We start from the raw sequence: 23,435 nt of genomic DNA, 5'->3' as shown, positions 1-23,435 counted from the left end.
CGTAGAGGGACAAGACACCGTGCGTATCGCCATTCTTGAAGATGTCGTGAAGCAAGCCCATTCCGTCGCCGGCTGGTTGTATCGCGCCGGCTACGACAGCGTGATCCGTCACGACGGCAACAAGTTCGTCGACATGCTGGAAAACGAACCGGCGGACATGCTGCTGCTGGATTGGGATGTGCCGGGGAAGTGCGGCATCGACGTGCTGAAGTGGGCACGCGCTACCCGCTCCCATGCCAGGGTGCCGATCATCATGCTGACCCAGCACGACGACGAGCAGAGCATCGTGCAAGGGCTGGACAGTGGTGCCGACGACTATCTCGTCAAGCCTGCACGCGAGGGTGAGCTGGTGGCGCGCATCCGTGCCCAGGCGCGCAAGTATTATCCGGAAGACCACGCTGAGCGAAGGCTCAAGGTTGGGCGCTACACGCTGGACAGCGATGCCCGTACCGTCCTGGTGGACGGCGCGGATGGGCAGAAGCTGGTTACCTTGCCGGCGCGCGAGTTCAAACTGGCGATGTATCTCTTCCGCCATGTGGGCTGCGTGGTCACCAAGGACGCCCTGTGCCAGGAGATCTGGGGTGAGGCGGACCGCAAGTACGACGCCACGGTAGCCACGTATGTCAGCAAGCTGCGCGGTTCACTGCAGTTGCGTTCGAAGAACGGCATGCTGGTCACCACCGTATACAACCATGGTTATCGGCTCGAGGAGCTGCCCCAGGCAGGCCGCCGGTCGGTGCATGCGCGCGCAGGCTTTGCGAATTAGTCCGCCGCCTACACTGGTGCTCCCCGCTCGGCACTGATATTGAATCGAGGGCTTCGACGTGTTGCCGTTTCGAGAGTTCGTACGCCGACTATCTCGCACGGCCAGGGCGAGAATCCTGTTTATCGGCTGTGTGCTGGCGCTGGCTGCATTCAGTGGCCATCCGTTCGGCGCCACCATGTCCGGTGCGTTGGACAAGGTGCTGTTTGACCTATCTTCCAGGTTGTTTCGCCACCATGGCTCGCGACAGGTGGCGGTGGTGCTGATTGACGGCCGCACCCTGCGCCAATACGGCACCGACGGCGTGACCGAGCGCACGCGGAGCTTGCTGCGGTATCTGGATCGCGCGGCCAGCATTTCGCTGGACTATCCTCTCGCCCCCGATGCGCACACCGGCGCGTTGGCTGAGGCCGTGGGCGCGAACGGCCGGGTCGTATTGCCGATGGCCTGCGACGCCATGGAGCAGGGCGCGGAGGCACTTCCCCTGGCTTTACATACGCATGCCGCGGGCAGCGGGCAGCGTCATTTGTTGATGGGCCACTACGGCGTGGTGAGTGGGTTCGTTCCCTACGTACATGGAGCAGCGGGCGATTGTCCGCACATCGTGCTGGAGGCGCTGCGAGTGAGTGGCATGGAGTACGCGAGCGAGCTTTCCGACACACGTTTGCATGCGAGTGCGACGGCACGCGGCATGCGTCCGGAGGACGAGGCCGTGCTGGTCATGATGGGCAACCCGGCGCGCGTGCCGCGCTATTCCATGGCCGATGTATTGAGCGGGCGCGTACCGTCGTCGGTTTTTTCGGGCCGCATGGTGTTCGTGGGCGATGCCATGGGTGAGGATGCGGGCTATCACACGTCTGCCCTGCGCAGCGAACCGGTAGCCCGCGCGATGCTCGATGCGTTGATGGCCGACGCGGTAGCGCGCGGCAATATGGCCAGAGAGATCGGTGGCGTAGCGGCTGTTCCGATTTATGTCGCGATTGCGCTGGGCATGACATTGATCTGCCTGCTGGTTCCGGGATGGTGGATGCATGTGGCGGCTTTCACATGGGGCGGCCTGATGTTCCTGTTCCCGATTCTGTTGCTCGGGGTCACGCATCGCTGGCTGGCGCTAGGGCTGTTGCCCCTGGCCTGCCTGCTGATCTATACCCATTTCGCCTGGGAACGCCTGCGCCGTACGCAGAATCTGTTGCGCAAGGAGATTGGCAAACTGCGCGAGATCAGCGCGGCGATCGGTGTGGCCGGGGCGGGTAAGCGCATGCCGGTGACGTCTGCTCGCCATGACCCGATCGAGGATATGCGTCAAGCGATGCGCGAGATCCGCAACTGGCAAGGCACCTTCGTGAACATGCTCAACCAGTTGCCGTATCCAGTGTTCGTGGTCACCGGTGGCCGCAGCTCGGTATGGAACGCGCGCGCGGCGGACATGCTCCGTGTGTCTGAGCAAGCTGAAAGCGGAAACGCCGTTACGTTGTCTGAAGTGCAACGTCTGGTGGTCGAGCACTGCCACGATCGGGAAGGCGCCAGCGTGGAAGTCGTGGTGGGCGGTGAGGAGCGTTTGCTGCTTTATGTACCTTACACCGTGGATGACGCCACGCTGCATCCCGACGCGACGGATGAGCATGCTTCGTTTCTAGTGTGTTTGATCGACATCGCGGCCATCAAAAAAGGCGTCGCGAACGACAAGAAGGCCTTGCGTCATATCGCGCACGATCTGCGCAGCCCGCTGTCCACCATTCTCTCGTTGATCGAGGATCGGGTTGAAGGCCAACGGCGTGCAGGACCACAGGACCGGGCTTTCCTGGAAGACCTGCGGCGCCAGGCTGACTACTCGCTGCGCGTGGCCAAGGATTTTCTGCAACTTTCGCGCGCGGAACAGATCCATCACGACATGTTCCGGCCGGTCGATCTGCTGGATCTCGCTACCGAGGCGGTCGATCAGCTCTGGCCGCGTGCCATGGGCAAGTCCATCGAACTGATGGGGCCCGAGTGCGAATTGGAAACGACCCTGACGATGGCGAATGCGGACATGCTGATCCGTGCCATCGTCAATGTGATTGACAACGCTCTCAAGTACTCGCCGCCGGGGACACGTGTCACGGTGCGAATCGCCTATGCCGGGCCGGACCTATTGGGGCTTTGTGTGGCCGATCAGGGTATCGGCATTGCCGAGGACGATCTGGTGCACCTGTTCGATCCGTTCTTCCAGGTCGCCACCAGGCACGAGGAGAATATGGGCGTAGGGCTCGGTCTTCCATTCGTCAAGGCGGTGATTGAGCGGCACAGTGGCTCGATCACCGTAACAAGCCAGCCAGGGCGCGGTACCGAGGTGCGTATGGTGCTGCCTCGTGCTATCGGAATTTGAGCCGCTTACACACTCACCGCACGCACGCGCTGCTCACTCAAGCCCCGCAACGTAGCGCCGATAGTCGCGAATCGTTGGAAGTCACTGGTTTTCTCCAGCGCCTCGCCGAAGGCCGGGGCAGCGTGTTTCGCGTCTTCAGCCAATGCGGCTCTGTCATGGCGCATGTCAGAGTCAGTCTCTGCGAGTAGTCGATCCAGACTGTCGCGGGTTCGCTGCAGGCGGTCGATAGCCTGTACCACACCGCGTAGTGCGGCACGTTGCCCTGCCGTGTCATCGATCTGCCAGGACGTTGGATCGATGAACGGCGGCACTATTTCCGCAGTGGCACGGCTGGGGCGTCCGGCCGGGAACCGATGGCCTGCCCCCTGAATCATCAGATGGTCGCGCAATTCGGGCCAGCGGCTTTCCAGGGTGCTGAAGGTCGGCTCGTTGTCTTCGGCCAGCGTGGCACTGATGCCGCTAGCCGCTAGCGTGTGGTCCAGGCGACGGACCCATTCGCGCGCCGAGCGGTGGGCGCCATCGATCAACAGTGACACCGGTGGTTTGCCGGTGCCGCGCGGGTAGACCGTCAGCAACTCAGGGCGTTCGTTGTGCAGGCTCTGCAGGTCCATGGCGCGAATATGAAAATCCTGCCGGGCCGAGCCGTCTTCATGAAACGATAGATCTTGTGCCAGCGCTCCGCCGGTGGCGGCGTGCCGCGTGCTCCACTGCGCCTGTGCTCGCCCCAGGGTTTCCTGGAGCACATCACGCGCACCGTGTCTTCCGGCCACGCTCTGGCTGAGTGTGGTTTTCAGTTCGCCGAATGCGGTCAGTGCCTGTTCGAGAAAGCGGGTCGTACGCTGTGCGTGCGTGATCTGCCGGTTCAACTGCTCCTGCCGCGCGGCGAAGGCCGTACGGGACACGGGCGCCGCACCGCACTGTCCTGCCATCGACGGTTTGTCTTTGGAGACGCCATTGGCGATGGGACTGACGGCGGTGGCGCTTGCGCCTGTCGCCGCACTATGGCCGATCCCGCTGCGGGACAGTTGTACGTTCATCGGTTCAGCGCAGGATGACGTCGAAGGGGGACAGCTGCATCACCCGGCTATAGATCTGGTAGCTGCCCTGCACCGCGGTGACATAGTTGTTGAGGCGGTCATAGGCTTCGGCATAGTCGAGTTCGCCGATGACCTGCGCGGCCTGGCCGTTGGAAACCAGCATGGCGGCGTGGTTTTCGTCGAGCAGGCTGATCGTGTTCTGGGCACCGCCAAGTTTGGCGATCTTGGCGCCGAGCACGCCAACGCCGTTCAGTAGAGCGTCCTGCGAAGCCTCCAATACAGCACGCGTGGCTGGATCGTTGACGTCGACGTTTGGGTCCTTGAGGAGTTCGAGTGCACTGTCGATCTGGTTGAGGAGCGCTTCCATGTCGTCGGCCGACACGTTGGCCGCCTGGGCCACGCCTTGGCCGACCACCACCTGCTGTGTGTCGGTATTGCCGGTGAAGCGGTAGCGCGCACCAACGGCAGCATTGGGGTCGTAAGTAACGGCCGGCGTGTCGGTCTTGGTACCGGAGAACAGATAGTTGCCGTCGTTATCGGTAGCGTTGACCTGGCTCAATAGATTGTCGCGCAGCGACTCGAGCGTCCCTGCCATGGCGTTGAGGTCGGCCGAGGTGTTGGAGCCATCCGTAGCCCACGTCATCAACTCGTAGGCGGACTCCACGTCTTTCAGCATGCCATTCAGGCGGATTTCGTTCTGCTGCAGGCGGATCGAAAGCGAGTCGATATTGCTGCGGTACTGGCCGAGCATGGCCTGGTCGCGATCGATCAGCAGCAGGCGTACGGCCGCGATCGGATCGTCGGACGGGCGCTGCACGCGGTAGCCGCTGCTGATCTGGGTCATCAGATCGGCCACCTTGCCGTTGGATTTCTGCAGCGAGTGCAGCATGGTGTTGCCAAAGTAACCGTTGGTGATGCGCATAGCGTCGGGCTCCCGTCAGAGCATATTGAGAGTGGACTCGAACATTTCGTTGGCGACCGAGATCACCTTCATGTTGGCGTTGTACATGTTGAGGAACTCGGAGATCTTCACGGTCTCCTCCTCCTGGCTTATGCCGCTGACCGATAGCCAATCCAGTTCGGCTTGCTTGCGGATCTCGGTGGCGCGTCCGAGCGCATGCTGATTCTGCTGGCTGGCGGAGCCGACCTTGCCGACCAGCATGGTGTAGGCATCGCCCAGCGACACTTCGCCCACCAGCGGCAGTGTGATGCGGTCCTTGCGCAGTTCGATCAGCGCGAGCAGGTTGTCGCTATTGCCCGGATCCTGGCTGTTGCCCGAAAAGCCGAGCTCGGCCTGGGTGATGGCCGGGTTGATGGAGAGCTGCCCGGTAGCGGGGTCGTAGGCGAACAGTTCCAGGCCCTGGTTGCCGTTGCTATCGAAGCCGGCCTGTAGCTGCCGGTTGATGCGATTGGCCAGTTCGCCAGCAAGCTGTTTATTGGCTTCCAACTGCGGCTGTAGGGTTTGCTCCACGTACTCGCTCAGGCCGCCCAGCGAGCCGCCGATGGTTTGGCCATCCAGCGGATAGGTGGTGCCGAGGACGTCGAGCGCGAGCGAGAAGGTGCCGTTGGCGTTCGGTTGCACGGTGATCTTGCCGACCTGATGGCCCGCCACCAGCGGCGGACCGTTGGCGATGGAGACGTCGATGCTGCCGTCGGGCTGGCGCACCGTTTGTACGTCGATCAGGGCGGAGAGCTTATCGATGGCCTGGTCGCGCTGGTCGATCAACTCGGACGGTACGCTGCCGGTGGCCTGGGCTTTGGATATCTCCTGGTTGAGTACCGAGACGGTGCCCGACAACATGTTGATCTGCTCGGCGGTCGCCTGGCTCTGCTGGCGTGCCGTATCGATCTGTCTGGTCAATGCATGGAGCATGCTGTTGATGCTTTTGGACAGGCCGTCGGCCGCAGTGATCACCTGCTGGCGTAGCGCGACATTGGTGGGGTCGGTGCTGACTTCGTCCAGCGACCCGAAGAAGGCGTCGATACCTGCCTTGACGCTGCCTTCGCCCAGACCCATCACTTCCTCGAGCTGCTTGTAATAAGACTCCGCGGCCGCGTGCCGGCCAAGCGTCGAGTTACTTGTCCACATTTGCTGGGTCTTGTAGTTGTCGGCGAAGCGGATCAGCGCGCCGACATTCACGCCGCCACCGACGCGGGGCGTCAGCAACACACCCTGGCGGGTGTAGCCGGTGGTGAGGAGATTGGCCGTGTTGCGCGCCGCCATGCCAAGGCCGGACTGGGCGGCCAGCGCGCCGGACAGGCCGGTATAGGTGATGCTCATGAGATTCGGTCCGTTAGGGGTATCAGGTGGATGGGGAGCCGCTCTGGGCAGCGCGCATCTGCGTCACGATGCTGTCGGCGATACCGAATGCGCGTTGTGCCGCGATATCGTCCGCCACCAGGCGATAAGCATGTTCGAGGAGGGCGGTGTCCTGGCCACCCGCACCGGCTGGCCCGGCAAACTGCGTGGTGGTCTTGCGCATTTCGTTGAGAAGATGCGCGATGAACATGCCCTCGAACTTTACGGCGGCGTCTTCCAGCTTCTGTCGGTGCGCGGTATCTCCTGAACTAGCGGCGCTGAGCGCGTCCGTGCGGCGGAATGCGTTGGTCTGCAGCATCAGATCACCTCCAGCTCTGCATTGAGCGCGCCCGCTTCGGAAAGCGCCTGCAGGATGGCCATCAAGTCGTCCGGCGTGGCGCCAATAGCGTTGATCGTGTCCACGATGGCCTGCAGATTCGCTCCCTGCTTCCAGTGGAAGGCATGACCGCCTCGTTGGGCAACGTCCACCGTGGAGTGCGGCACCACGGCGGTCTGCCCACGGCTGAGCGCATTGGGCTGGCTTACCTCAAGGCTCTCGTCGATGGTGACCTTGAGCGGGCCGTGCGAAACCACGGCGGGTTTGACTGTGACGCCCTGGCTGATAACGACCGTGCCGGTGCGTGAGTTAAATACGACCTTGGGCGGTTCGGCAGCCTGATCTACCTGCAAGCGCTGCAGGCGTGCCACGAAAGCCACCCGGCTGCCCGAGCCGGGCGGCATCGCGATATCCACCGAGGTACCGTCGGCCGTGCTGGCGGTGTTGGCGCCGAACTGCCGGTTGATGGTTTCGACGATATTGGTGGCGGTCTGGAAGCTTGGCCGCTTGAGGTTCAGGCGCACCGTGGGTGCGAGATCGAAGTCGGTTTCGATCTCGCGCTCAATGGTGCCGCCGTTGGGAATGCGCCCCGCGGTGGCGGTATTGATAGCGACGCTGGAGCCGCCACGTCCGCTGGCGGTGACACCGGGTACAACCACATTCCCTTGTGCCAAGGCATAGGTTTCGCCGTCGACAGCGCGCAGGGGTGTCATCAGCAACGTGCCGCCGCGCAAGCTCTTGGCATCGCCCAGCGACGAAACCGTGATGTCGATGGTCTGGCCTTTGCGGTAGCCCGGCGGAAACGTCGCGCTTACCGTGACGGCGGCTACGTTGCGTGCGCGCAGTGAAGCATTGTCCGGCATACGCACACCGAACTGGTTGAGCATGTTCTTGATCGATTGGGCGGTGTACTTCGCCTGGCTGCCGTCACCCGTGCCGGGCAGGCCGACCACGATGCCGTAGCCGGTGAGCTGGTTGGTGCGCACGCCTTCCACATCGACCAACTGGTCCAGGGTGCGGGACCACGCGGGAGCAGCAAGGCAGAGCAAGGCGAACAGGGGCAGCAGGTACTTCATCGGCTTGATTTCCTTGGGTGACGCTCAGAGCGGCATCCATTTGCTGTTGAAGAAGCGCGTCAGCCAGCCGGGTTCGTTGGCATCGGCGAGCGAACCGCGGCCGGAGTACTGGATGCGAGCGTTGGCGATCTGTTGGGACGAGACGCGGTTGTTGGTGTCGATGTCCGCGGCGCGCACATAACCGGCAAGGCGCACGACCTCCTCGCCCTGATTGAGGACCAGGCGCTTTTCGCCGCGCACCTGTAGCAGGCCGTTGGGCAACACGCGTTGCACGATCACGCTGACCGAGCCGCGCAGTGCGTTCTGCTGCGAACTGCTGCCGCTGCCGTCGAAGTTGCGCTTCAGGCCGGCATCGGTCTCGATGGGCAATGAACCGCCAAGAATGCGGCCGGCCTTGGCTGCAAGGCTGCTGCTCTTGCCGATGCTCGTGCCGCTCTGTTTGCTGGCCTGAGTCGATTCCTGCAACACCACTGTCAGCATGTCGCCGGCGCGGAATGCGCGATTGTCGGAGACCAGCGACCATGCGGCACCCGGCACCATGACGCCGCCTGTCTGGCCCTTGGCAACCTCGAAGGCGGCCTGGGGCATGTCGTCGTGCTCGGCAGGCGGCGGAGCCGGGCGCATGGCGGCGCAGCCGCTCAGCACCAGGATGGCGAAAACCGGTGCGAGAGCGCGCAGTGATTTCATCAGCGTGCGGCCTGCGCCAGGTTCTGCATCATGCTGTCGGCGGCAGTGAGCACCTTGGTGTTCATCTCATAGGTGCGTTGGGCCGCGATCATTTCGACCATTTCCTCCACTGCCTGTACGTTGGAACCTTCCAGCGTGTTCTGGCGGATCTTGCCCAGCGACTCCGTATTCGGCTCACCTTCTGTGGGGGTGCCGCTCGCCGCGGTTTCCTGGAAAAGGTTGTCGCCCAGCGCCAACAGTCCGGCGGGATTGATGAAGTTCGCCAGCATGAGCTGGCCTACCTCGGTGCCGTTGGGTGCGTCCGCCGTGGTAACGCTGATCACGCCGTTTTCGGCGATGGTCACGCCCGTGGCTTCGGTGGGAATGCTGATCGCGGGAAGCAGTGGCAGACCCTGGGCATTGGTGAGGCGGCCCTCCTGGTCCAGCCGGAGCTGACCGGCGCGGGTATAGGCCGTTTCGCCGCTGGCCAGTTCCACCTGCAGGAAACCGGCACCCATGATGGCGACATCCAGTGCTTGTCCGGTGGTTTGCAGCGAGCCGCCGGTATGCACCTTCTGCGTGCCGACCACACGTGTGCCGGTACCGATTTGCACGCCGGCGGCGGTGGAGTTATCGCTGTTTTGCGCGCCGGGCTGTGTTTCGGTGCGATAGAAAAGATCCTCGAACACCGCGCGGTCGCGCTTGAAGCCGACCGTGTTCACGTTGGCGAGGTTGTTGGCGATGATCTGCAGGCGCGTGTCTTGCGCCTGCAGGCCAGTCTTGCTGACCCAGAGTGCGTGGTTCATGACGTGGATTCCATTTTTTTGCGTTTTGCGTTCGTGGACGAACGCATCAATTACCCGCGGACGAGCCGATTACCTTGCTCGGCCATCTCGTCGGCGGTGCGGAACAGCCGCATCTGCATTTCGAAGGAGCGGGTGAGTTGCATGGTCTGCATCATTTCCTCCACCGCTGAGACGTTGCTGCCTTCGACGTGACCGGCGGCGACCACGATGGTGTCGTCGGCCGGATAGTCCATGCCTGAGCGCGTGACCAGCAGGCCGCGCTCGTTCTTGACGAGGTCGGCGGGATCCGGTTTGGTCAGCATCAACTTGTCGACGACCTGCATCTCCGACTCGCCCTCGGCGAGTACCGACACGGTGCCGTCGTCGCCGATATGCACGGCGCTGTGCGGTGGCAGTACGATCGGGCCGCCTTCGCCGCGCACTGGGCGGCTATTGCTGAGAAGCGTGCCTTCGTTGTCGATGGTGAAGCTGCCGGCACGCGTGTAAGCGGTGCCATCGTCGGTATCCACGACGAAATAGCCTTCGCCACGAATGGCCACGTCGAGCGTGCGGCCGGTTTCGCTGAGTTGTCCCGGCGTATGCGTTACCAGGGTTCCGCTGAGGAGGGCCTGGTGCCGCGAGTCGTAGCCGTAGCCAGGTACGTCGGTGGTTTCCGCGACCGCCACGTCAGCGCGATAGCCGGCGGTCTGTGCGTTGGCCAGATTGTTGGCGCGCACGGACAGTGAGCGTTGAGCGTGATCGGCACCGCTCATCGCGGTGTAGATGAAGGCATCCATCGTTTTACAGCGCCTGCATCAGCGTGCGCATCATCTCGTTCTCGGTGGTCAACACCTTGGAGTTGGCCTGATAGTTTTGCTGGGCCGACATCAGCCCGACCAGTTCGCTGGTGATGTCCACGTTGGACTGTTCCAGTGCGCTGGTCTGCAACTTGCCGGCGAGGCCAGTGTCCGCGAGCGAATAGATCGGATCGCCTGACGTATTGGAGGCTCTCCATGCGGAACCGTCGACCGGCTCCAGGCCGAGTTCGTCCGGGAAATTGGCGATGGCCAGGATGCCTGCGGGAACCTTGATGCCGTTGCTGTACTGCACCTGGATCGAGCCGTCTTCGGCCAGTGCCACGCCGGTCACCTGGCCAGCGGCATAACCATTGGCGTGATTGGTGGTGGTGTTCATCGCGCCGGCGTACAGCGTGGTGCCGGTGTAATCGATGCTGATCGACATGGGGGAGGCGCCGGCTGGCGTGCCCAGGTCGAGGGTCACGTTGCTGACCGGCGTCTGCATCTGGCCGTGGTTGTCGAAGCGCATCTGGGTCGGCAGGCCTACGGTCTGGCCATCCATCGAGTAATAAACAGAGACTTCGTTGCCGCGCCCCTTGACGAAATATTGCGTAACCGAGTGTTCGCGGCCCAGCGAATCGAAGACTCGGGTGACCTGCATGCCGTTGTAGGAACTGGAGTCGTTCATGTCGAATGCGGGGATGGGTTGCTCCCAGTCAGCGGACATGTTGCCGATATAGTTGACCGCGTCGCTGGCCTCTGCGCCGATCGGGCCGGTCGGAACATTGAGGTCTCCGATGTTGCCGTTGCCGCTTGGGTCAAAGCCCTGCACGCGGCGGCCGAACGCATCAATGACGAAGCCCTTCTGGTCGACGTTGAACATGCCCACGCGCGAATACAGCATGGAGCCGTCATTGTCGCGACTGACGAAGAAACCGCGGCCCTGAATGGCTGCGTCCATGCCGCGCCCGGTGGACAGCACGTTGCCGCCGATGTCCATCGATTGCGTCGTTGAGCCGACATAGACGCCCTGCGGGCTGCCTGCCATGTACGAAGAGGCAAAGTTCGCTCGGCCCGACTTGAAGCCGAAGGTGCCGCTGTTGGCGATGTTGTTGCTGATTGAATTGAGCTGATTGTTGATGGCCTTGATGCCGGACAGCGCGATGTTGAGGCTCATGGTGATTCCTTAAGAGAAAAAGGTGTCGGCGGAGTTCGGCCGGCCAAGGAAGCGGGTGATATCGCCGGTGCCGACGTCGCCGACGCCGCTGACGGTCAGGATGACGCTGCCATCGGTGCCAAGGCGCACGCCCGTGAGTTCGCCCTGTAGTTCGGTGCGGGGCGTTTCGCCGCTCGCGGCATCCACACGCATGCTGTAGTTGCCGGGTGGCAGGCCAAGTGCGTCGGGATCGATTTCGAAATCCACCTTGCCTGCTTCGTGGGGACCCAGCTCGATGCGATGCTCGGTGCCGTCCGGGCCGGTCAGGATCAGCGCGGCATCGTCAGTCGGGCTGTCCAGCACGAAGCCGCCCTTCACGGGTTGGTCGCTCAGTTCCACCGAGTCGGCAGCAACCATCACGTTGGAGCCCACCTGCGAGCCCAGAGTGACCACCAGCATGCTTTCCTGCATGGCGGCGGAGGCGGAAGTCAGGCTGGCCATCTGCTGCATGGCTTCGACCTGGCTCAATTGCGCGAACTGGGTGACGAACTGACTGGCTTCCATCGGTGCCAGCGGATCCTGGTTCTGAATCTGCGCCACCAGAAGGGTGGTGAACATGTCCGAGATGGAGCCGCCACCGGGGGGCGCGACGTTGTTGTCGTTAGTGCCAGGCACGCCGGCGTCGTAGGTTGTGTTGTTGTTGATCTGCATCAGCGTTGGCCTAATTTGAGAAGTTCCTGCTGCATGCTGTTCACACGCGCAAGGACCTCCACGTTGGTGGAGAAGGCTCGCGAAGCGGCCATCATGTCGGTCATTTCCTCGACGGGACTGACGTTGGCGTAGAACACCATGCCGTTGTCGTCGGCCATCGGATGGCCCGGCTCGTGACGGGCGTCCAGCGGCTCCTGGCTGCTGATGACATCCAGTACTTGCACGCGCGCGCCAACGCCGTCGAAGACGGAAGCGAAGACCGGTTTGCGTGCCCGGTAGGCACTCTCTTCGGTGCCTGCAGTACCGGCATTGGCGAGGTTGCTGGCCACGGTGTTCAGACGCACGGTCTGCGCACTCATGGCGGAGCCCGCAATGCGGGAGACATCTCTGAAACTCATGCTCAGGTATTTCCGGTAATGGCTTCGGACAGGCCTTTGAGCTTCATGTTCAGGAAGGTCAGGCTGGTCTGGAAGTCGATAGCGTTCTGTGCGAATTCCGCCTGCTCGATACCGAGTTCGACGGTATTGCCGTCTTGTGCGGCGCGGCTGGGGACGCGGTATTGCAGACGGTCGGACTCGAACGACAAGCCTGAGGACTGGCCATGCATGGCGTCGCGCAGGCTGGCGCGGAAATCGATATCGCGGGCCTGATAGCCCGGCGTGCTGTCGTTGGCGAGATTGGAAGCGAGGATCTTGGTGCGCTCCGCGCGCAGTTTGAGTGCGTCGGGATGTACGCCCAGTGCGCGTTCGAGATGGATACCCATCGTGCGGTGTTCCGTACGTTTGAATGGGCGTGATGGTAAGGACCGTTCCTTGGGAGGCCGGGAAATCTGAAAAGACTTTGAGCACCTGGGGTGTGGTTGGCCCGGGATAATGGCGACCCTTCCGATACAACTATTCATAGGGAACGCCGATGCGATGTTCTTTTCTGCCGTCCATGTTGATCGCCGGGTTGCTCTCGGTCATGCCGTGGCGGGTCGATGCGGCGACTGACGTGGACGATGTGGTGATGGGAGCGGCACGTTCCTGGCTGGCGGACTGGGCCAGGCAGGAGCAATTGAAAAGTCCGCGCATCGACGTGATGGTATTGCCGCAGCGGCGACCGGTACCGTCGTGTGGACAGGCGTTGAAGGTCACGGCTGTCGATACCACGCAACCGTCACGGCTCCATTTCTCGGCGAGTTGTCCGGACGGGAGTGCTCAGACTTATATCGTGCGCGCTTCGGTGCGTGCTTTGGTTTGGTCGGCGCGGCAACCGATTGCGGCGGGCGTGACCATTGAGCAGGGCGATTTGAAACTCGCCGAACAGGATATGGCGCTGCGGCCGGATGCCACCGCTGAAGCCGGCCGGATCGTGGGGCGTAACAGCCAGCGACCGTTGCGGGCCGGGCAGGCGGTGCAGGTCCGCTTCCTCAAGGCGGGCGAGGGGGTGCGTAGGGCGCAGGCGGTGCGCATTGTGTCGAGCCAGCATGGATTCCGGGTCGCCGCGGCTGGCACGGCTATGCAAAAGGCGGAAGCGGGCAAGGTGGTGCGCGTGCGCAACGATGCTAGCGGCCGGACCTTTCTTGCGCGGGTCGTCGGACCGGGCGAAGTGGAGCCGGTGCTCGGTGGCATGCGCGCCGAGTGATCGGCCGCTGACGCGACGACGCGATCCACGTACCATCCGGCAGGCCCCCGCCCTCCGGAAGTCCCGTCATGACCTACTTATGGATCAAGAGCCTGCATCTGCTGTTTGTGATGGCCTGGGTCGCGTCGATTTTCTATCTGCCGCGGATCCTGGTGAATATCGCCGAGGCTGGTAGCGAACCCGCGGTCAAGGCCCGGCTGGAGCTGATGGGGCTGCGCCTGTACAAATTCGGACACAGCATGTTCGGCATGGCCTTGTTGTTCGGCGTAACCCTTTGGCAGGGCTGGCGCGTGTTTCCTGGCACGCTGCCGAATTTTGGCGAGGCCGGGTGGCTGCACGCCAAGCTGAGCCTCGTCGTGCTGTTGCTGGCCTATTACATCTGGAGCGGCCGACTGGTGAAGCGCAGCGTCAAGGGCGGTTCCCTGCCACCGGCGCGGACGCTGCGGTTGCTCAACGAGTTGCCGGTGTTTGTGCTGCTGGGCGTGATTTTTCTGGTGATCGCCAAACCGTTCTGACGGAAGCGATCAGCTGAGGCCGTGGTATTCGCGATACCACGACACGAAGCGTTTCACGCCTTCTTCGATCGACGTGCTCGGCGCGTAACCGACGTCGCGGCGCAGTGCCGAGACGTCGGCCCAGGTATCCGGCACGTCGCCAGGCTGCATCGGCAGCAGGCGCTTTTCGACGGTACGGTCCAGGTTCTGCTCCATCAGTTCGATGAAGCGCAACAACTGCACGGGCTGGTCGTTGCCGATGTTGTAGACGCGATAGGGCGCGTTTGAGCTGCCGGGATTCGGTCGCTCGGCGTCATAGGCGGGATCGGGCTGAGCCGGGTGGTCCAGCGTGCGGATCACGCCCTCGACGATGTCGTCGATATAAGTGAAATCGCGGCTGTGGTTGCCGAAGTTGAATACGTCGATGGGCTCGCCCTTGCTGATGCGATCGGCGAACAGCATGGGCGACATATCCGGACGGCCCCAGGGGCCGTACACCGTGAAGAAGCGCAGACCGGTGGTCGGCAGGCCGAACAGATGGCTATAGGTATGCGCCATCAGTTCGTTCGCCTTTTTGCTGGCGGCGTAGATGCTGACAGGATGGTCCACCGGATCGTCCACCGCGAATGGCAACTTGCGGTTGGCACCGTAGACCGAGCTGGACGAGGCATAGACCAGATGTTCGGCCTGGTGATGGCGGCAGGCTTCCAGGATGTTGGTGAAGCCGACCAGGTTGCTTTGTACGTAAGCCTGCGGGTTCTTCAGCGAATAGCGCACGCCCGCCTGGGCGGCCAGGTTCACCACGCGCTGCGGTTTGAACGTCTCGAAGGCCTGATTGACCGCCACGGCGTCCGCGAGATCGGCGCGCAGATGGGTATAGGCCGGATGCTGGTTGAAGCGGGCCAGGCGCGCTTCCTTCAGCGATGGGTCGTAGTAATCGTTGTGGTTGTCGATGCCGTAGACTTCGTCGCTGCGGGCGAGCAGGCGTTCGGTGAGGGCGGCGCCGACGAAGCCGGCCGTTCCTGTGACGAGGATGCGCATCGGGGTGTCCTGGAAGATCAGCCAGCGATTCTATCGGTTGGGGCCAAGACTTTCGAAATCCGCTGAATTGACAGCGGGCGATGGGCTAAACTAGCTTTCTGCGATCCAACCCGAGAGACAAGGTGGCCCGCGTCCAAGCGCCGGCCGAGTGTGCGACATGGCAACTACCACCTTCCAACGCTGATCTCGCCACGCCTTGTGCTTCCACAAAAGGGCGCGCGGCGCCTTTATTTTTGCCTTTCATCCAGACGGGCAAAGCAAAACCGGCCATCCATGGCCGGATTCTTCAGAAAAGGCACCCCTTACCAGGGTGCGCATCAGGTACCGACATGATTGAAATCACGCTACCCGACGGCAGCAAGCGCCCGTTCGACCATCCCGTTACCGTGCAGGACGTGGCCGCCTCCATTGGCGCCGGTCTGGCCAAGGCCACGCTGGCCGGGAAGGTGGATGGCAAGCTGGTGGATGCGAGCTTCCCCATCGACCACAACGCCAGCCTCGAGATCGTCACCGAAAAGAGCCCGGAGGCGCTGGAAATCCTGCGTCACTCCACCGCGCATCTGCTGGCGCAGGCCGTGCAGCGCCTGTACCCCGGCGCGCAGGTCACCATTGGTCCGGTGATCGACAACGGCTTTTATTACGACTTCGCCTACGAGCGCCCCTTCACGCCGGACGATCTGGTGAAGATCGAGGCGGAGATGGAGAAGATCGTGAAGGAACAGCTGCCGGTGACGCGCAGCGTGAAATCGCGCGATGACGCAGTGAATTTCTTCCGCGGCATCGGCGAGGAATACAAGGCAGAGATCATCGAGAGCATTCCCTCGAACGAAGAGCTGTCGCTATACACGCAGGGCGAGTTCACCGATCTGTGCCGTGGCCCGCACGTGCCGAACACCGGCAAGCTGCGCGCGTTCAAACTGATGAAGGTGGCCGGCGCTTATTGGCGCGGCGACTCCAAGAACGCGATGTTGACGCGCGTGTACGGCACCGCGTGGCTCAACGATAAGGATCTCAAGGCCTACCTGCACCAGCTGGAAGAGGCCGAGAAGCGCGATCACCGCAAGATCGGCAAGGCGCTGGACCTGTTCCACCAGCAGGAAGAAGCGCCCGGCATGGTGTTCTGGCATCCGAACGGCTGGGCCATCTGGCAGGCCGTGGAGCAGTACGTCCGCGGTGTGTATCGCAGCAGCGGCTACCAGGAAGTGCGCGGCCCGCAGATCATGGACGTGAGCCTGTGGAAGAAGTCGGGCCACTGGGACAACTACCAGGAAAACATGTTCTTCACCGAGTCGGAGAAGCGCACCTATGCGCTGAAGCCGATGAACTGCCCGGGCCACGTGCAGATCTACAACACCAACCTGCACAGCTACCGCGACCTACCGGTGCGCTATGGCGAGTTCGGTGGCTGTCATCGCAACGAGCCTTCGGGCGCGCTGCACGGCATCATGCGCGTGCGTGCCTTCACGCAGGACGATGGCCACATCTTCTGTACCGAAGCGCAGATCGAGCCCGAGGTGACGGCGTTCCATCAGCAGGCCATGAAGGTCTACGGCGATTTCGGTTTTGAAGACATCGCGCTGAAGATCGCGCTGCGTCCCGATAAGCGCATCGGTAGCGATGAGGTATGGGATCGTGCCGAGGACGCGCTGCGTGCCGCATTGCGTTCGGCGGGTGTCGAGTGGGAAGAGCTGCCGGGCGAGGGCGCCTTCTACGGCCCCAAGATCGAGTACCACATGAAGGACTCCATCGGCCGTGCCTGGCAGGTGGGCACCATGCAGGTGGATTTCATGATGCCCGAGCGCCTGGGCGCCGAGTACGTGGACGAGCACAGCCAGCGCAAGCACCCGGTGATGCTGCACCGGGCCATCGTGGGGTCCATGGAGCGCTTTATCGGCATCCTGATTGAGCACCACGCCGGTAATCTGCCGGCCTGGCTGGCCCCGGTGCAAGCCTCCGTGTTCAGCATTACCGACGCCCAGTCCGACTATGTCCGCCAGGTCACGCAAACCCTTGTCGATAAAGGCTTCCGGGTGCAGGCCGATTTGCGCAATGAGAAGGTCGGCTATAAAATCCGCGAGCATACGTTGCAGAAGGTCCCGTACCTGCTCGTGGTCGGTGACCGCGAGAAGGAAGCAGGGGCTGTTTCCGTTCGTACCCGTTCCGGTGAAGACTTGGGCAGCATGCCGCTGACCGCCTTCATCGAGCGCCTGGAGACCGAGGCGCGGCGCTGATCGCCGGCCTGGTCGTCTTCGTTCAATCTTCTGGAGGATAGTGGTATCGCTACCACCGACAACAAGGGCAATCGCCGCAACCATGAGATCCGCGTACCGCGTGTGCGTGTGATCGGGCCGGATATGGAGCAGTTGGGCATTCTTACCCGTGACGAGGCGCTGCGTGCGGCCGAGGAAGCGGGGCTCGATCTGGTCGAGATCCAGCCGAACGGCGACCCACCGGTCTGCCGTATCATGGATTACGGCAAGTTCAAGTTCGAAGCTCAGAAGAAGGCCCAGGCGGCCAAGAAGAAGCAAAAGCAGGTCGAGATCAAGGAAGTGAAGTTCCGTCCGGTCACGGACGTGGGCGACTACCAGATCAAGCTGCGCAACATGCTTCGCTTCCTGGAAGAGGGCGACAAGGTCAAGGTCACCATCCGCTTCCGTGGTCGTGAGATGTCCCATCAGGATCTGGGCCAGAATCTGGCCAAGAAGATCCAGGAGGACGTGGGCGAGAATGGCCAGGTCGAGTCCTTCCCGCGTCTGGAAGGCCGCCAGATGGTCATGATGATCGGACCCAAGAAAAAGCAGTAACGGATAAACGGCGGCCCTGGGTCGCCGTTTTTTCTTGCGGGCGCTGGTTTGTGCGCCCTATTAAGCCCGGGAGCGTGTTTCTCCGTTCCGGCCAAGTCCCTCCAAGACTGGCATTGCGGCCAGTCCCTCCGTATAATCGCCGGTTCGACCCGCCAGGAAGGGTCGTGAACCGATCATGGCAGGACGGAAAGCGTGGCTTCGGGCCACCGCCAGATCAGTCAGAAACCGAGATACGGAGCATTTCCATGCCCAAGATCAAGACCAACCGGGCGGCCGCGAAGCGTTTTCGCAAGACCGCGTCGGGCAAGTTCAAGGCCGGTCACGCCTTCAAGTCGCACATCCTGACCAAGAAGTCGACCAAGCGTAAGCGCAATCTTCGCGCTACCAACCACGTCAAGGCATGCGACACCAAGGGTGTGGCACGCATGTTGCCGTACTTGTAAGGCGAGGAGATAAACCATGGCTCGTGTAAAGCGTGGCGTTACCGCCCGTCGTCGTCACAAGAAAATCATCGGCCGCGCGAAGGGTTACTACAACGCCCGTCGCAAAGTCTTCCGCGTTGCCAACCAGGCCGTCATCAAGGCTGGTCAGTACGCCTATATCGGCCGCAAGCAGAAGAAGCGCCAGTTCCGCGCCCTGTGGATCGTGCGTATCAATGCTGCCGCCCGTCAGTTCGGCCTGTCGTACAGCCGCCTGATCAATGGCCTGACCAAGGCCGGCATCGCTGTCGACCGCAAGGTGCTGGCAGACATCGCCGTGCACGACATCAAGGCTTTTGGCGCGATCGCAGAAAAGGCGAAGGCCAGTCTGGCCGCTTGATCGTCCGGCGCACCGCGCACTGACGATATGATGTGAATCAAGCGGGGAGGAGGCCAAACGCCTCCTCCCCGTTTTCGTTTCTGTGGACTTCCAAACCGGAATCGCATCGATGGACGACTTGGAAAGCCGGGCCGCACAGGCACAGGCTGAAATCGACAAGGCCGATACGCTCGAAGCGCTCGATGCGCTGCGCGTCAGCCTGCTGGGGAAAAGCGGCATCGTTACCGCGGCGCTGAAGGCGTTGGGTGCGCTGGCGCCGGACGAGCGCAAAGCGCGCGGCGCAGAGGTCAACCGCGTAAAAGATCGTCTCGCCGAGATCCTGACCACGCGCAAGCAGGTGCTTGAACAGGCCGAGCTGGATCGCCGCCTTGCATCCGAAAAACTCGATATCACGCTGCCTGGCCGCGATGGCGAGCGTGGTGGCATCCATCCGATCACTCGGGCGCTTGAGCGCATCAGCGCGATCTTCGCGCGCCTCGGCTATCAGCGTGCCGATGGCCCCGAGATCGAGGACGACTGGCACAACTTCGAGGCGCTGAATTTTCCGCCGCACCATCCGGCGCGCGCCATGCATGACACCTTCTATTTTGGTGACGGGCGTCTGTTGCGCACGCATACCTCACCGGTGCAGATCCGCTCGATGCAGGGTCGGCAGCCACCGATCCGCATCATTGCGCCGGGCAAGGTCTACCGCAGCGATTCGGATCAGACCCACTCGCCGATGTTCCATCAGATCGAAGGCCTGCTGGTCGACGAAACCTCGAGCTTCGCCGATCTGAAAGGCACGCTGGCCGAGTTCATCCGCGCGTTCTTCGAGCGCGATTTCGAAATGCGCTTCCGCCCGAGCTATTTCCCCTTCACCGAGCCTTCGGCGGAGGTGGATATTCGCTGGGATGCCGAAGACGGCTCCGCGCGCTGGCTGGAAGTGCTCGGCTGCGGCATGGTGCACCCGAATGTGCTGAAGAACTGCGGCATCGATCCTGAGCGCTATACCGGCTTCGCTTTCGGTCTTGGCGTGGAGCGCTTTGCCATGTTGCGTTATGGCGTGTCCGACCTGCGCGCGTTCTTCGAGAACGACCTGCGCTTCCTCAAGCAGTTCGCCTGATCGCACCCAGGAATCGACAAGCATGAAATTCTCTGAGAACTGGCTGCGCGAACTGGTCGAGATCAAGGCTGACCGGGCAGCACTGGCCCATGCGCTGACCATGGCCGGGCTGGAAGTGGAAGAACTCACGCCGCTGGGCGAAGGCCTGGCAGGCGTGGTGGTGGCTGAGATTGTCGGCGCCGAAAAACATCCGGAAGCCGATCGCCTGCAGGTATGCAAGGTGAGCGTGGGGCAGGGTGAGCCGCTGCAGATCGTCTGCGGTGCGCCGAACGCGCGCGTGGGCATCAAGGTGCCGCTGGCGACGGTGGGCGCCAACCTGCCGGGTGGCATCGCCATCAAGGCGGCCAAGCTGCGCGGCGTGGAGTCGTTCGGTATGTTGTGCTCGGCCAAGGAGCTGGGCATCGATGCCGACGCATCCGGCCTGCTGGAGTTGCCGCTGGATGCGCCGGTCGGCAAGCCGCTGGCCGATTACCTCGGCCTGCCCGATGCCAGTATCGAACTGAAGCTCACGCCGAATCGCCCGGACTGCCTGGGCCTGGTCGGTCTCGCGCATGACGTGGCCGCTCTGTTCGGCAGCGCGGTGAAAGTGCCAGCGCAGGGCGGCGCGCCCGTCACTGGCGAAGCGCGTCGTGGCATCCGCCTTGAAGCGGGCTCTGATGCGCCGCGTTATCTGGGGCGCATCATCGAAGGCATCGATCCGCAGGCGCGTACGCCGCTGTGGCTGGCTGAGCGTCTGCGCCGCGCCGGTCTGCGCCCTATCAGCGCTGTGGTCGACATCACCAACTACGTGATGCTGGAACTGGGTCAGCCGCTGCACGCCTTCGACAACGACAAGCTCGAAGGCGACATCGTGGTCCGCCATGCGCGCGAAGGCGAAACCCTCAAGCTGCTCGATGCTTCGGAAGCCAAGCTCGACAGCAGCTTTGTGCTGATCGCCGACGAGCAGAAAGCACTGGCGGTAGCGGGCGTGATGGGCGGCTTCGATTCGCGCGTCACCGACGCTACCCACAACATCTTCCTCGAGGCCGCACATTTCGCGCCGGCTGCAATCATGGGCCGCGCACGCAAGCTGGGCATGCATACGGATGCCTCGCATCGCTTCGAGCGCGGCGTCGATCCGGAGCTGCCGCGCCGTGCGCTGGAGCGTGCCACCGAACTGCTGCTGTCCATCGCCGGCGGCAAGGCTGGTCCGGTGCTGGTCGCGGAAAATCCGGCCGATCTGCCGAAGCCGGCAACGGTGACCTTGCGTCGTGCGCGCCTCAAACGCGTGCTTGGCGTGGACGTCGCCGACGCTGAGGTCGCGCGCATCTTCACCGCGCTCGGTATGCGCACCGAGTCCATTGCGGACGGCTGGAGCATCACCGCGCCCAGCAGCCGCTTTGATATCGAGCGCGAAGAAGATCTTGTCGAAGAGGTGGCACGCATCTTTGGCTACGACAACATTCCCACGCACACGCCGGCTGGTGCGCTGACCCTGGCCGTCGAGCCGGAAGCACGCATCAACGAACTCGCCCTGCGCGAGCAGCTGGCCGCGCGTGGTTACTACGAAGCCGTCAACCTGTCGTTCCTGGCGGCCGAGTTGTTGACCCGCTGGGGTTTCACCGAGCGCCTGGTGCCGCTGGCCAATCCGCTCTCTGCCGATCTGGCGGTCATGCGTCCCTCGTTGTTGCCGGGTCTGGTTGAGGCGCTTCGCCACAACCGTGCCCGCCAGCAGGAGCGCGTCCGCCTGTTTGAAGTGGCGCGTGTTTTCGCCGCCGGCGACCCGCCGCTGGAAACCCCGAGCCTGGCCATCGTCGCCAGCGGTTCGGCGCAGGCCGAGCAATGGGGTGAGGCCGCGCGCCCGCTCGACTTCTACGATCTCAAGGGCGACCTGGATGCCGTAATCGCGTGGGGCGGCGAGCCGCAGCGCTGGTCGATGCATGCCGATGGCCTGCCGGGCTGGCTGCATCCTGGACGCGGCGCCCGCATCGCGCGGGACGGCCAGACGGTGGGCTACCTCGGTGCCCTGCATCCGCAGCTGGCCAAGGCGCTGGACCTGGGGCCGGACGTGCATGTGGTGGAACTGGCCTTGGAGCCGCTGCTGGCCCGCCTCCTGCCCAAGGCTCAGCCGGTCCCGCGCTTCCCTTCGGTGCGCCGCGACATCGCCGTGGACCTGCCGGAAGAGGTGCAGTGGTCACAGATTGAACAATCGGTCCGTGGGGCCCTGGGAGACCAGCTCAAGGAGCTGCGCCTGTTCGACCGCTACAGCGGCAAAGGGGTCGAGACAGGCCGAAAGAGTCTCGCTATGGGCTTGATTTTGCAGGACGCTTCACGCACGCTTACTGACGACGACGCGGATCGCTGCGTACGTGAAGCAGTAGCTGCGTTGGAGACAGCATGCAAGGCAAGATTGCGAGGATGACATGGCGCTGACCAAGGCGGAGATGGCCGAGCGCCTCTTTCTCGAGGTGGGCCTCAACAAGCGAGAGGCTAAGGAATTCGTGGACGCCTATTTCGAGGTCGTCCGCGAGGCATTGGAAAAGGGCGAGCAGGTGAAGCTGTCGGGTTTCGGCAACTTCGACCTGCGTCAGAAGAACCAGCGCCCGGGACGCAACCCGAAAACCGGTGAAGAGATCCCGATCTCGGCTCGCCGCGTGGTGACGTTCCGTCCGGGGCAGAAACTCAAGGTGAGAGTCGAGAGCTATGCTGGACCAAGGGAATAACACCGAACTCCCGGCCATTCCGGCCAAGCGTTACTTCACCATCGGTGAGGTCAGCGACCTGTGTGGCGTGAAGCCGCACGTGCTGCGCTATTGGGAGCAGGAGTTTCCCGCCCTCAATCCCGTCAAGCGCCGTGGCAACCGCCGCTACTACCAGCGCCATGACGTGCTGATGATCCGCCAGATCCGCGGCCTGCTGTATGACGAGGGCTTTACCATCACCGGCGCGCGCGCCCGCCTGGAAGGTCCGCAGGCTCGCATGGAGGCCAGCATGTCCCACCAGATCGTGCGCCAGGTGCGCATGGAACTGGAAGAAGTGCTGAGCCTGCTGCGTCGCTGAAGCGTCCCAAATAACTTTCATCAAGGTCTGGCGAACTGCTAGACTTGCCCACTTGCCGTATCGTCGGGGCGTAGCGCAGCCTGGTAGCGCATTTGCCTGGGGGGCAAAGGGTCGTCGGTTCGAATCCGGCCGCCCCGACCAATGCGGTGACTCATTGAAAACGGCGCCTCCATGGCGCCGTTTTTTTGTGCCCGATTTTCGCTACGGCACAAAACGCGGAATCGGTCCCGGATGCGGCGTCTTGCGATCGGTCAGATCGAAGAACAACTCATCGACATAGCACCACCCCCAACCTTCCGGTGGATCGTAGCCTTCGATGATGGGGTGACTGGTCGCGTGGTAATGCTTGGTGGCATGTTTGTTGGGCGAGCTGTCGCAGCAACCCACGTGGCCGCAGGTGCGGCAAATGCGCAGATGAACCCAGGGGCTGCCGGTCTTGAGGCATTCCTCACAGCCGGCGGCGCTCGGGGTGACGTCGCGGATCCCGTCCAGATGGGTGCATGAGGTGTTCAAGG

The 23,435-nt window shown here is 62.8% G+C and carries 26 protein-coding genes and 1 tRNA gene; 13 read left to right on the top strand and 14 right to left on the bottom strand.

Translation table 11 applies throughout. The annotated features are described in order from the left end of the window. Positions 1-19 precede the first annotated feature (19 nt). Together ISS97_RS12820 and ISS97_RS12815 are read left to right on the top strand one after the other, a co-directional pair. Complete coding sequence (locus ISS97_RS12820) at positions 20-766, top strand: response regulator transcription factor (protein WP_379983899.1); 747 nt, start codon at positions 20-22, stop codon at positions 764-766. Between the two features lie 58 nt (positions 767-824). Beyond that, entirely contained in the window at positions 825-3,128 is a 2,304-nt protein-coding gene (locus ISS97_RS12815; protein WP_379983898.1) for an ATP-binding protein, read from the top strand. A gap of 5 nt (positions 3,129-3,133) precedes the next feature. Here the strand turns inward: ISS97_RS12815 and ISS97_RS12810 are convergent, their stop codons facing one another. From ISS97_RS12810 to flgB, 12 genes are read right to left on the bottom strand one after another with little or no spacing between them, the layout of a single operon-like run. Continuing rightward, entirely contained in the window at positions 3,134-4,165 is a 1,032-nt protein-coding gene (locus ISS97_RS12810; protein WP_379983897.1) for a hypothetical protein, read from the bottom strand. Positions 4,166-4,169: 4 nt separating this feature from the next. Continuing rightward, a complete protein-coding gene (flgL, locus tag ISS97_RS12805) occupies positions 4,170-5,087 on the bottom strand; it encodes a flagellar hook-associated protein FlgL (protein ID WP_379983896.1) in 918 nt (305 codons plus the stop codon). Positions 5,088-5,102: 15 nt separating this feature from the next. Beyond that, entirely contained in the window at positions 5,103-6,446 is a 1,344-nt protein-coding gene (flgK, locus tag ISS97_RS12800; protein ID WP_379983895.1) for a flagellar hook-associated protein FlgK, read from the bottom strand. Between the two features lie 22 nt (positions 6,447-6,468). Beyond that, positions 6,469-6,783: a hypothetical protein gene (locus ISS97_RS12795; RefSeq protein WP_379983894.1), complete on the bottom strand. Its 315-nt coding sequence runs from the start codon at positions 6,781-6,783 to the stop codon at positions 6,469-6,471. After that, the gene (locus ISS97_RS12790) at positions 6,783-7,877 is read right to left on the bottom strand and encodes a flagellar basal body P-ring protein FlgI (RefSeq protein ID WP_379983893.1); all 1,095 of its coding nucleotides are present in this window, start codon (positions 7,875-7,877) and stop codon (positions 6,783-6,785) included. The genes ISS97_RS12795 and ISS97_RS12790 overlap by 1 nt, the downstream gene beginning before the upstream one ends. A 24-nt stretch (positions 7,878-7,901) precedes the next feature. Beyond that, entirely contained in the window at positions 7,902-8,564 is a 663-nt protein-coding gene (gene flgH / locus ISS97_RS12785; RefSeq protein ID WP_379983892.1) for a flagellar basal body L-ring protein FlgH, read from the bottom strand. Next, positions 8,564-9,349 carry a flagellar basal-body rod protein FlgG gene (flgG, locus tag ISS97_RS12780; protein ID WP_379983891.1) on the bottom strand — a complete coding sequence of 262 codons (786 nt, stop codon included), beginning with the start codon at positions 9,347-9,349 and terminating at the stop codon, positions 8,564-8,566. The genes flgH and flgG overlap by 1 nt, the downstream gene beginning before the upstream one ends. 50 nt (positions 9,350-9,399) lie before the next feature. Then, positions 9,400-10,125, bottom strand: coding sequence for a flagellar basal body rod protein FlgF (locus tag ISS97_RS12775; protein WP_379983890.1), 726 nt, complete (start codon positions 10,123-10,125; stop codon positions 9,400-9,402). A gap of 4 nt (positions 10,126-10,129) precedes the next feature. Further along, entirely contained in the window at positions 10,130-11,302 is a 1,173-nt protein-coding gene (locus tag ISS97_RS12770) for a flagellar hook protein FlgE (protein ID WP_379983889.1), read from the bottom strand. 9 nt (positions 11,303-11,311) lie between these two features. After that, positions 11,312-11,992: a flagellar hook capping FlgD N-terminal domain-containing protein gene (locus ISS97_RS12765; RefSeq protein ID WP_379983888.1), complete on the bottom strand. Its 681-nt coding sequence runs from the start codon at positions 11,990-11,992 to the stop codon at positions 11,312-11,314. After that, positions 11,992-12,390: a flagellar basal body rod protein FlgC gene (gene flgC / locus ISS97_RS12760; protein WP_379983887.1), complete on the bottom strand. Its 399-nt coding sequence runs from the start codon at positions 12,388-12,390 to the stop codon at positions 11,992-11,994. Before flgC ends, ISS97_RS12765 begins: the two co-directional genes overlap by 1 nt. A gap of 2 nt (positions 12,391-12,392) precedes the next feature. Then, complete coding sequence (flgB, locus tag ISS97_RS12755; RefSeq protein ID WP_379983886.1) at positions 12,393-12,755, bottom strand: flagellar basal body rod protein FlgB; 363 nt, start codon at positions 12,753-12,755, stop codon at positions 12,393-12,395. Positions 12,756-12,928: 173 nt separating this feature from the next. Here flgB and flgA point away from each other — a divergent pair, with 173 nt between their 5' ends. Next, positions 12,929-13,618 (top strand): flagellar basal body P-ring formation chaperone FlgA, encoded by a 690-nt coding sequence (flgA, locus tag ISS97_RS12750; RefSeq protein ID WP_379983885.1) that lies wholly within the window; start codon positions 12,929-12,931, stop codon positions 13,616-13,618. A 68-nt stretch (positions 13,619-13,686) separates the two neighbouring features. Next, entirely contained in the window at positions 13,687-14,133 is a 447-nt protein-coding gene (locus ISS97_RS12745; RefSeq protein WP_379983884.1) for a CopD family protein, read from the top strand. Positions 14,134-14,142: 9 nt separating this feature from the next. Here ISS97_RS12745 and ISS97_RS12740 read toward each other — a convergent pair whose 3' ends face one another. After that, on the bottom strand, positions 14,143-15,153 hold the full coding sequence (locus ISS97_RS12740; protein ID WP_379983883.1) for an NAD-dependent epimerase: 1,011 nt from the start codon (positions 15,151-15,153) through the stop codon (positions 14,143-14,145). Between the two features lie 329 nt (positions 15,154-15,482). On the opposite strand from ISS97_RS12740, the gene thrS reads away from it, so the two are divergent. The 9 genes from thrS to ISS97_RS12695 all read left to right on the top strand — a co-directional run bounded on the left by thrS (position 15,483) and on the right by ISS97_RS12695 (position 23,061). After that, a complete protein-coding gene (gene thrS, locus ISS97_RS12735; protein ID WP_379983882.1) occupies positions 15,483-17,384 on the top strand; it encodes a threonine--tRNA ligase in 1,902 nt (633 codons plus the stop codon). A 45-nt stretch (positions 17,385-17,429) separates the two neighbouring features. Then, positions 17,430-17,957, top strand: a complete 528-nt coding sequence (gene infC, locus ISS97_RS12730; protein ID WP_379984052.1) for a translation initiation factor IF-3 — start codon at positions 17,430-17,432, stop codon at positions 17,955-17,957. A gap of 245 nt (positions 17,958-18,202) precedes the next feature. Next, entirely contained in the window at positions 18,203-18,400 is a 198-nt protein-coding gene (gene rpmI, locus ISS97_RS12725) for a 50S ribosomal protein L35 (protein WP_019467379.1), read from the top strand. 16 nt (positions 18,401-18,416) lie between these two features. Continuing rightward, positions 18,417-18,776 carry a 50S ribosomal protein L20 gene (gene rplT / locus ISS97_RS12720; RefSeq protein ID WP_379983881.1) on the top strand — a complete coding sequence of 120 codons (360 nt, stop codon included), beginning with the start codon at positions 18,417-18,419 and terminating at the stop codon, positions 18,774-18,776. A gap of 109 nt (positions 18,777-18,885) precedes the next feature. Beyond that, positions 18,886-19,881: a phenylalanine--tRNA ligase subunit alpha gene (gene pheS / locus ISS97_RS12715; protein ID WP_379983880.1), complete on the top strand. Its 996-nt coding sequence runs from the start codon at positions 18,886-18,888 to the stop codon at positions 19,879-19,881. Between the two features lie 22 nt (positions 19,882-19,903). Then, a complete protein-coding gene (pheT, locus tag ISS97_RS12710; protein WP_379983879.1) occupies positions 19,904-22,282 on the top strand; it encodes a phenylalanine--tRNA ligase subunit beta in 2,379 nt (792 codons plus the stop codon). Position 22,283: 1 nt separating this feature from the next. Further along, positions 22,284-22,583 carry an integration host factor subunit alpha gene (ihfA, locus tag ISS97_RS12705; RefSeq protein WP_026635111.1) on the top strand — a complete coding sequence of 100 codons (300 nt, stop codon included), beginning with the start codon at positions 22,284-22,286 and terminating at the stop codon, positions 22,581-22,583. After that, positions 22,564-22,920 (top strand): MerR family transcriptional regulator, encoded by a 357-nt coding sequence (locus ISS97_RS12700; protein WP_379983877.1) that lies wholly within the window; start codon positions 22,564-22,566, stop codon positions 22,918-22,920. Before ihfA ends, ISS97_RS12700 begins: the two co-directional genes overlap by 20 nt. A 64-nt stretch (positions 22,921-22,984) precedes the next feature. Then, a tRNA-Pro gene (locus tag ISS97_RS12695) sits at positions 22,985-23,061 on the top strand. A gap of 60 nt (positions 23,062-23,121) precedes the next feature. Here the strand turns inward: ISS97_RS12695 and ISS97_RS12690 are convergent. After that, entirely contained in the window at positions 23,122-23,433 is a 312-nt protein-coding gene (locus tag ISS97_RS12690) for a UBP-type zinc finger domain-containing protein (protein WP_379983876.1), read from the bottom strand. Between the last annotated feature and the right edge of the window lie 2 nt (positions 23,434-23,435).

Origin of the sequence: Dyella koreensis (genome assembly GCF_044904565.1) — a bacterium.
GTDB classification, from domain to species: domain Bacteria; phylum Pseudomonadota; class Gammaproteobacteria; order Xanthomonadales; family Rhodanobacteraceae; genus Dyella_D; species Dyella_D koreensis.
This window is presented reverse-complemented; position numbering and strand designations above follow the sequence as displayed.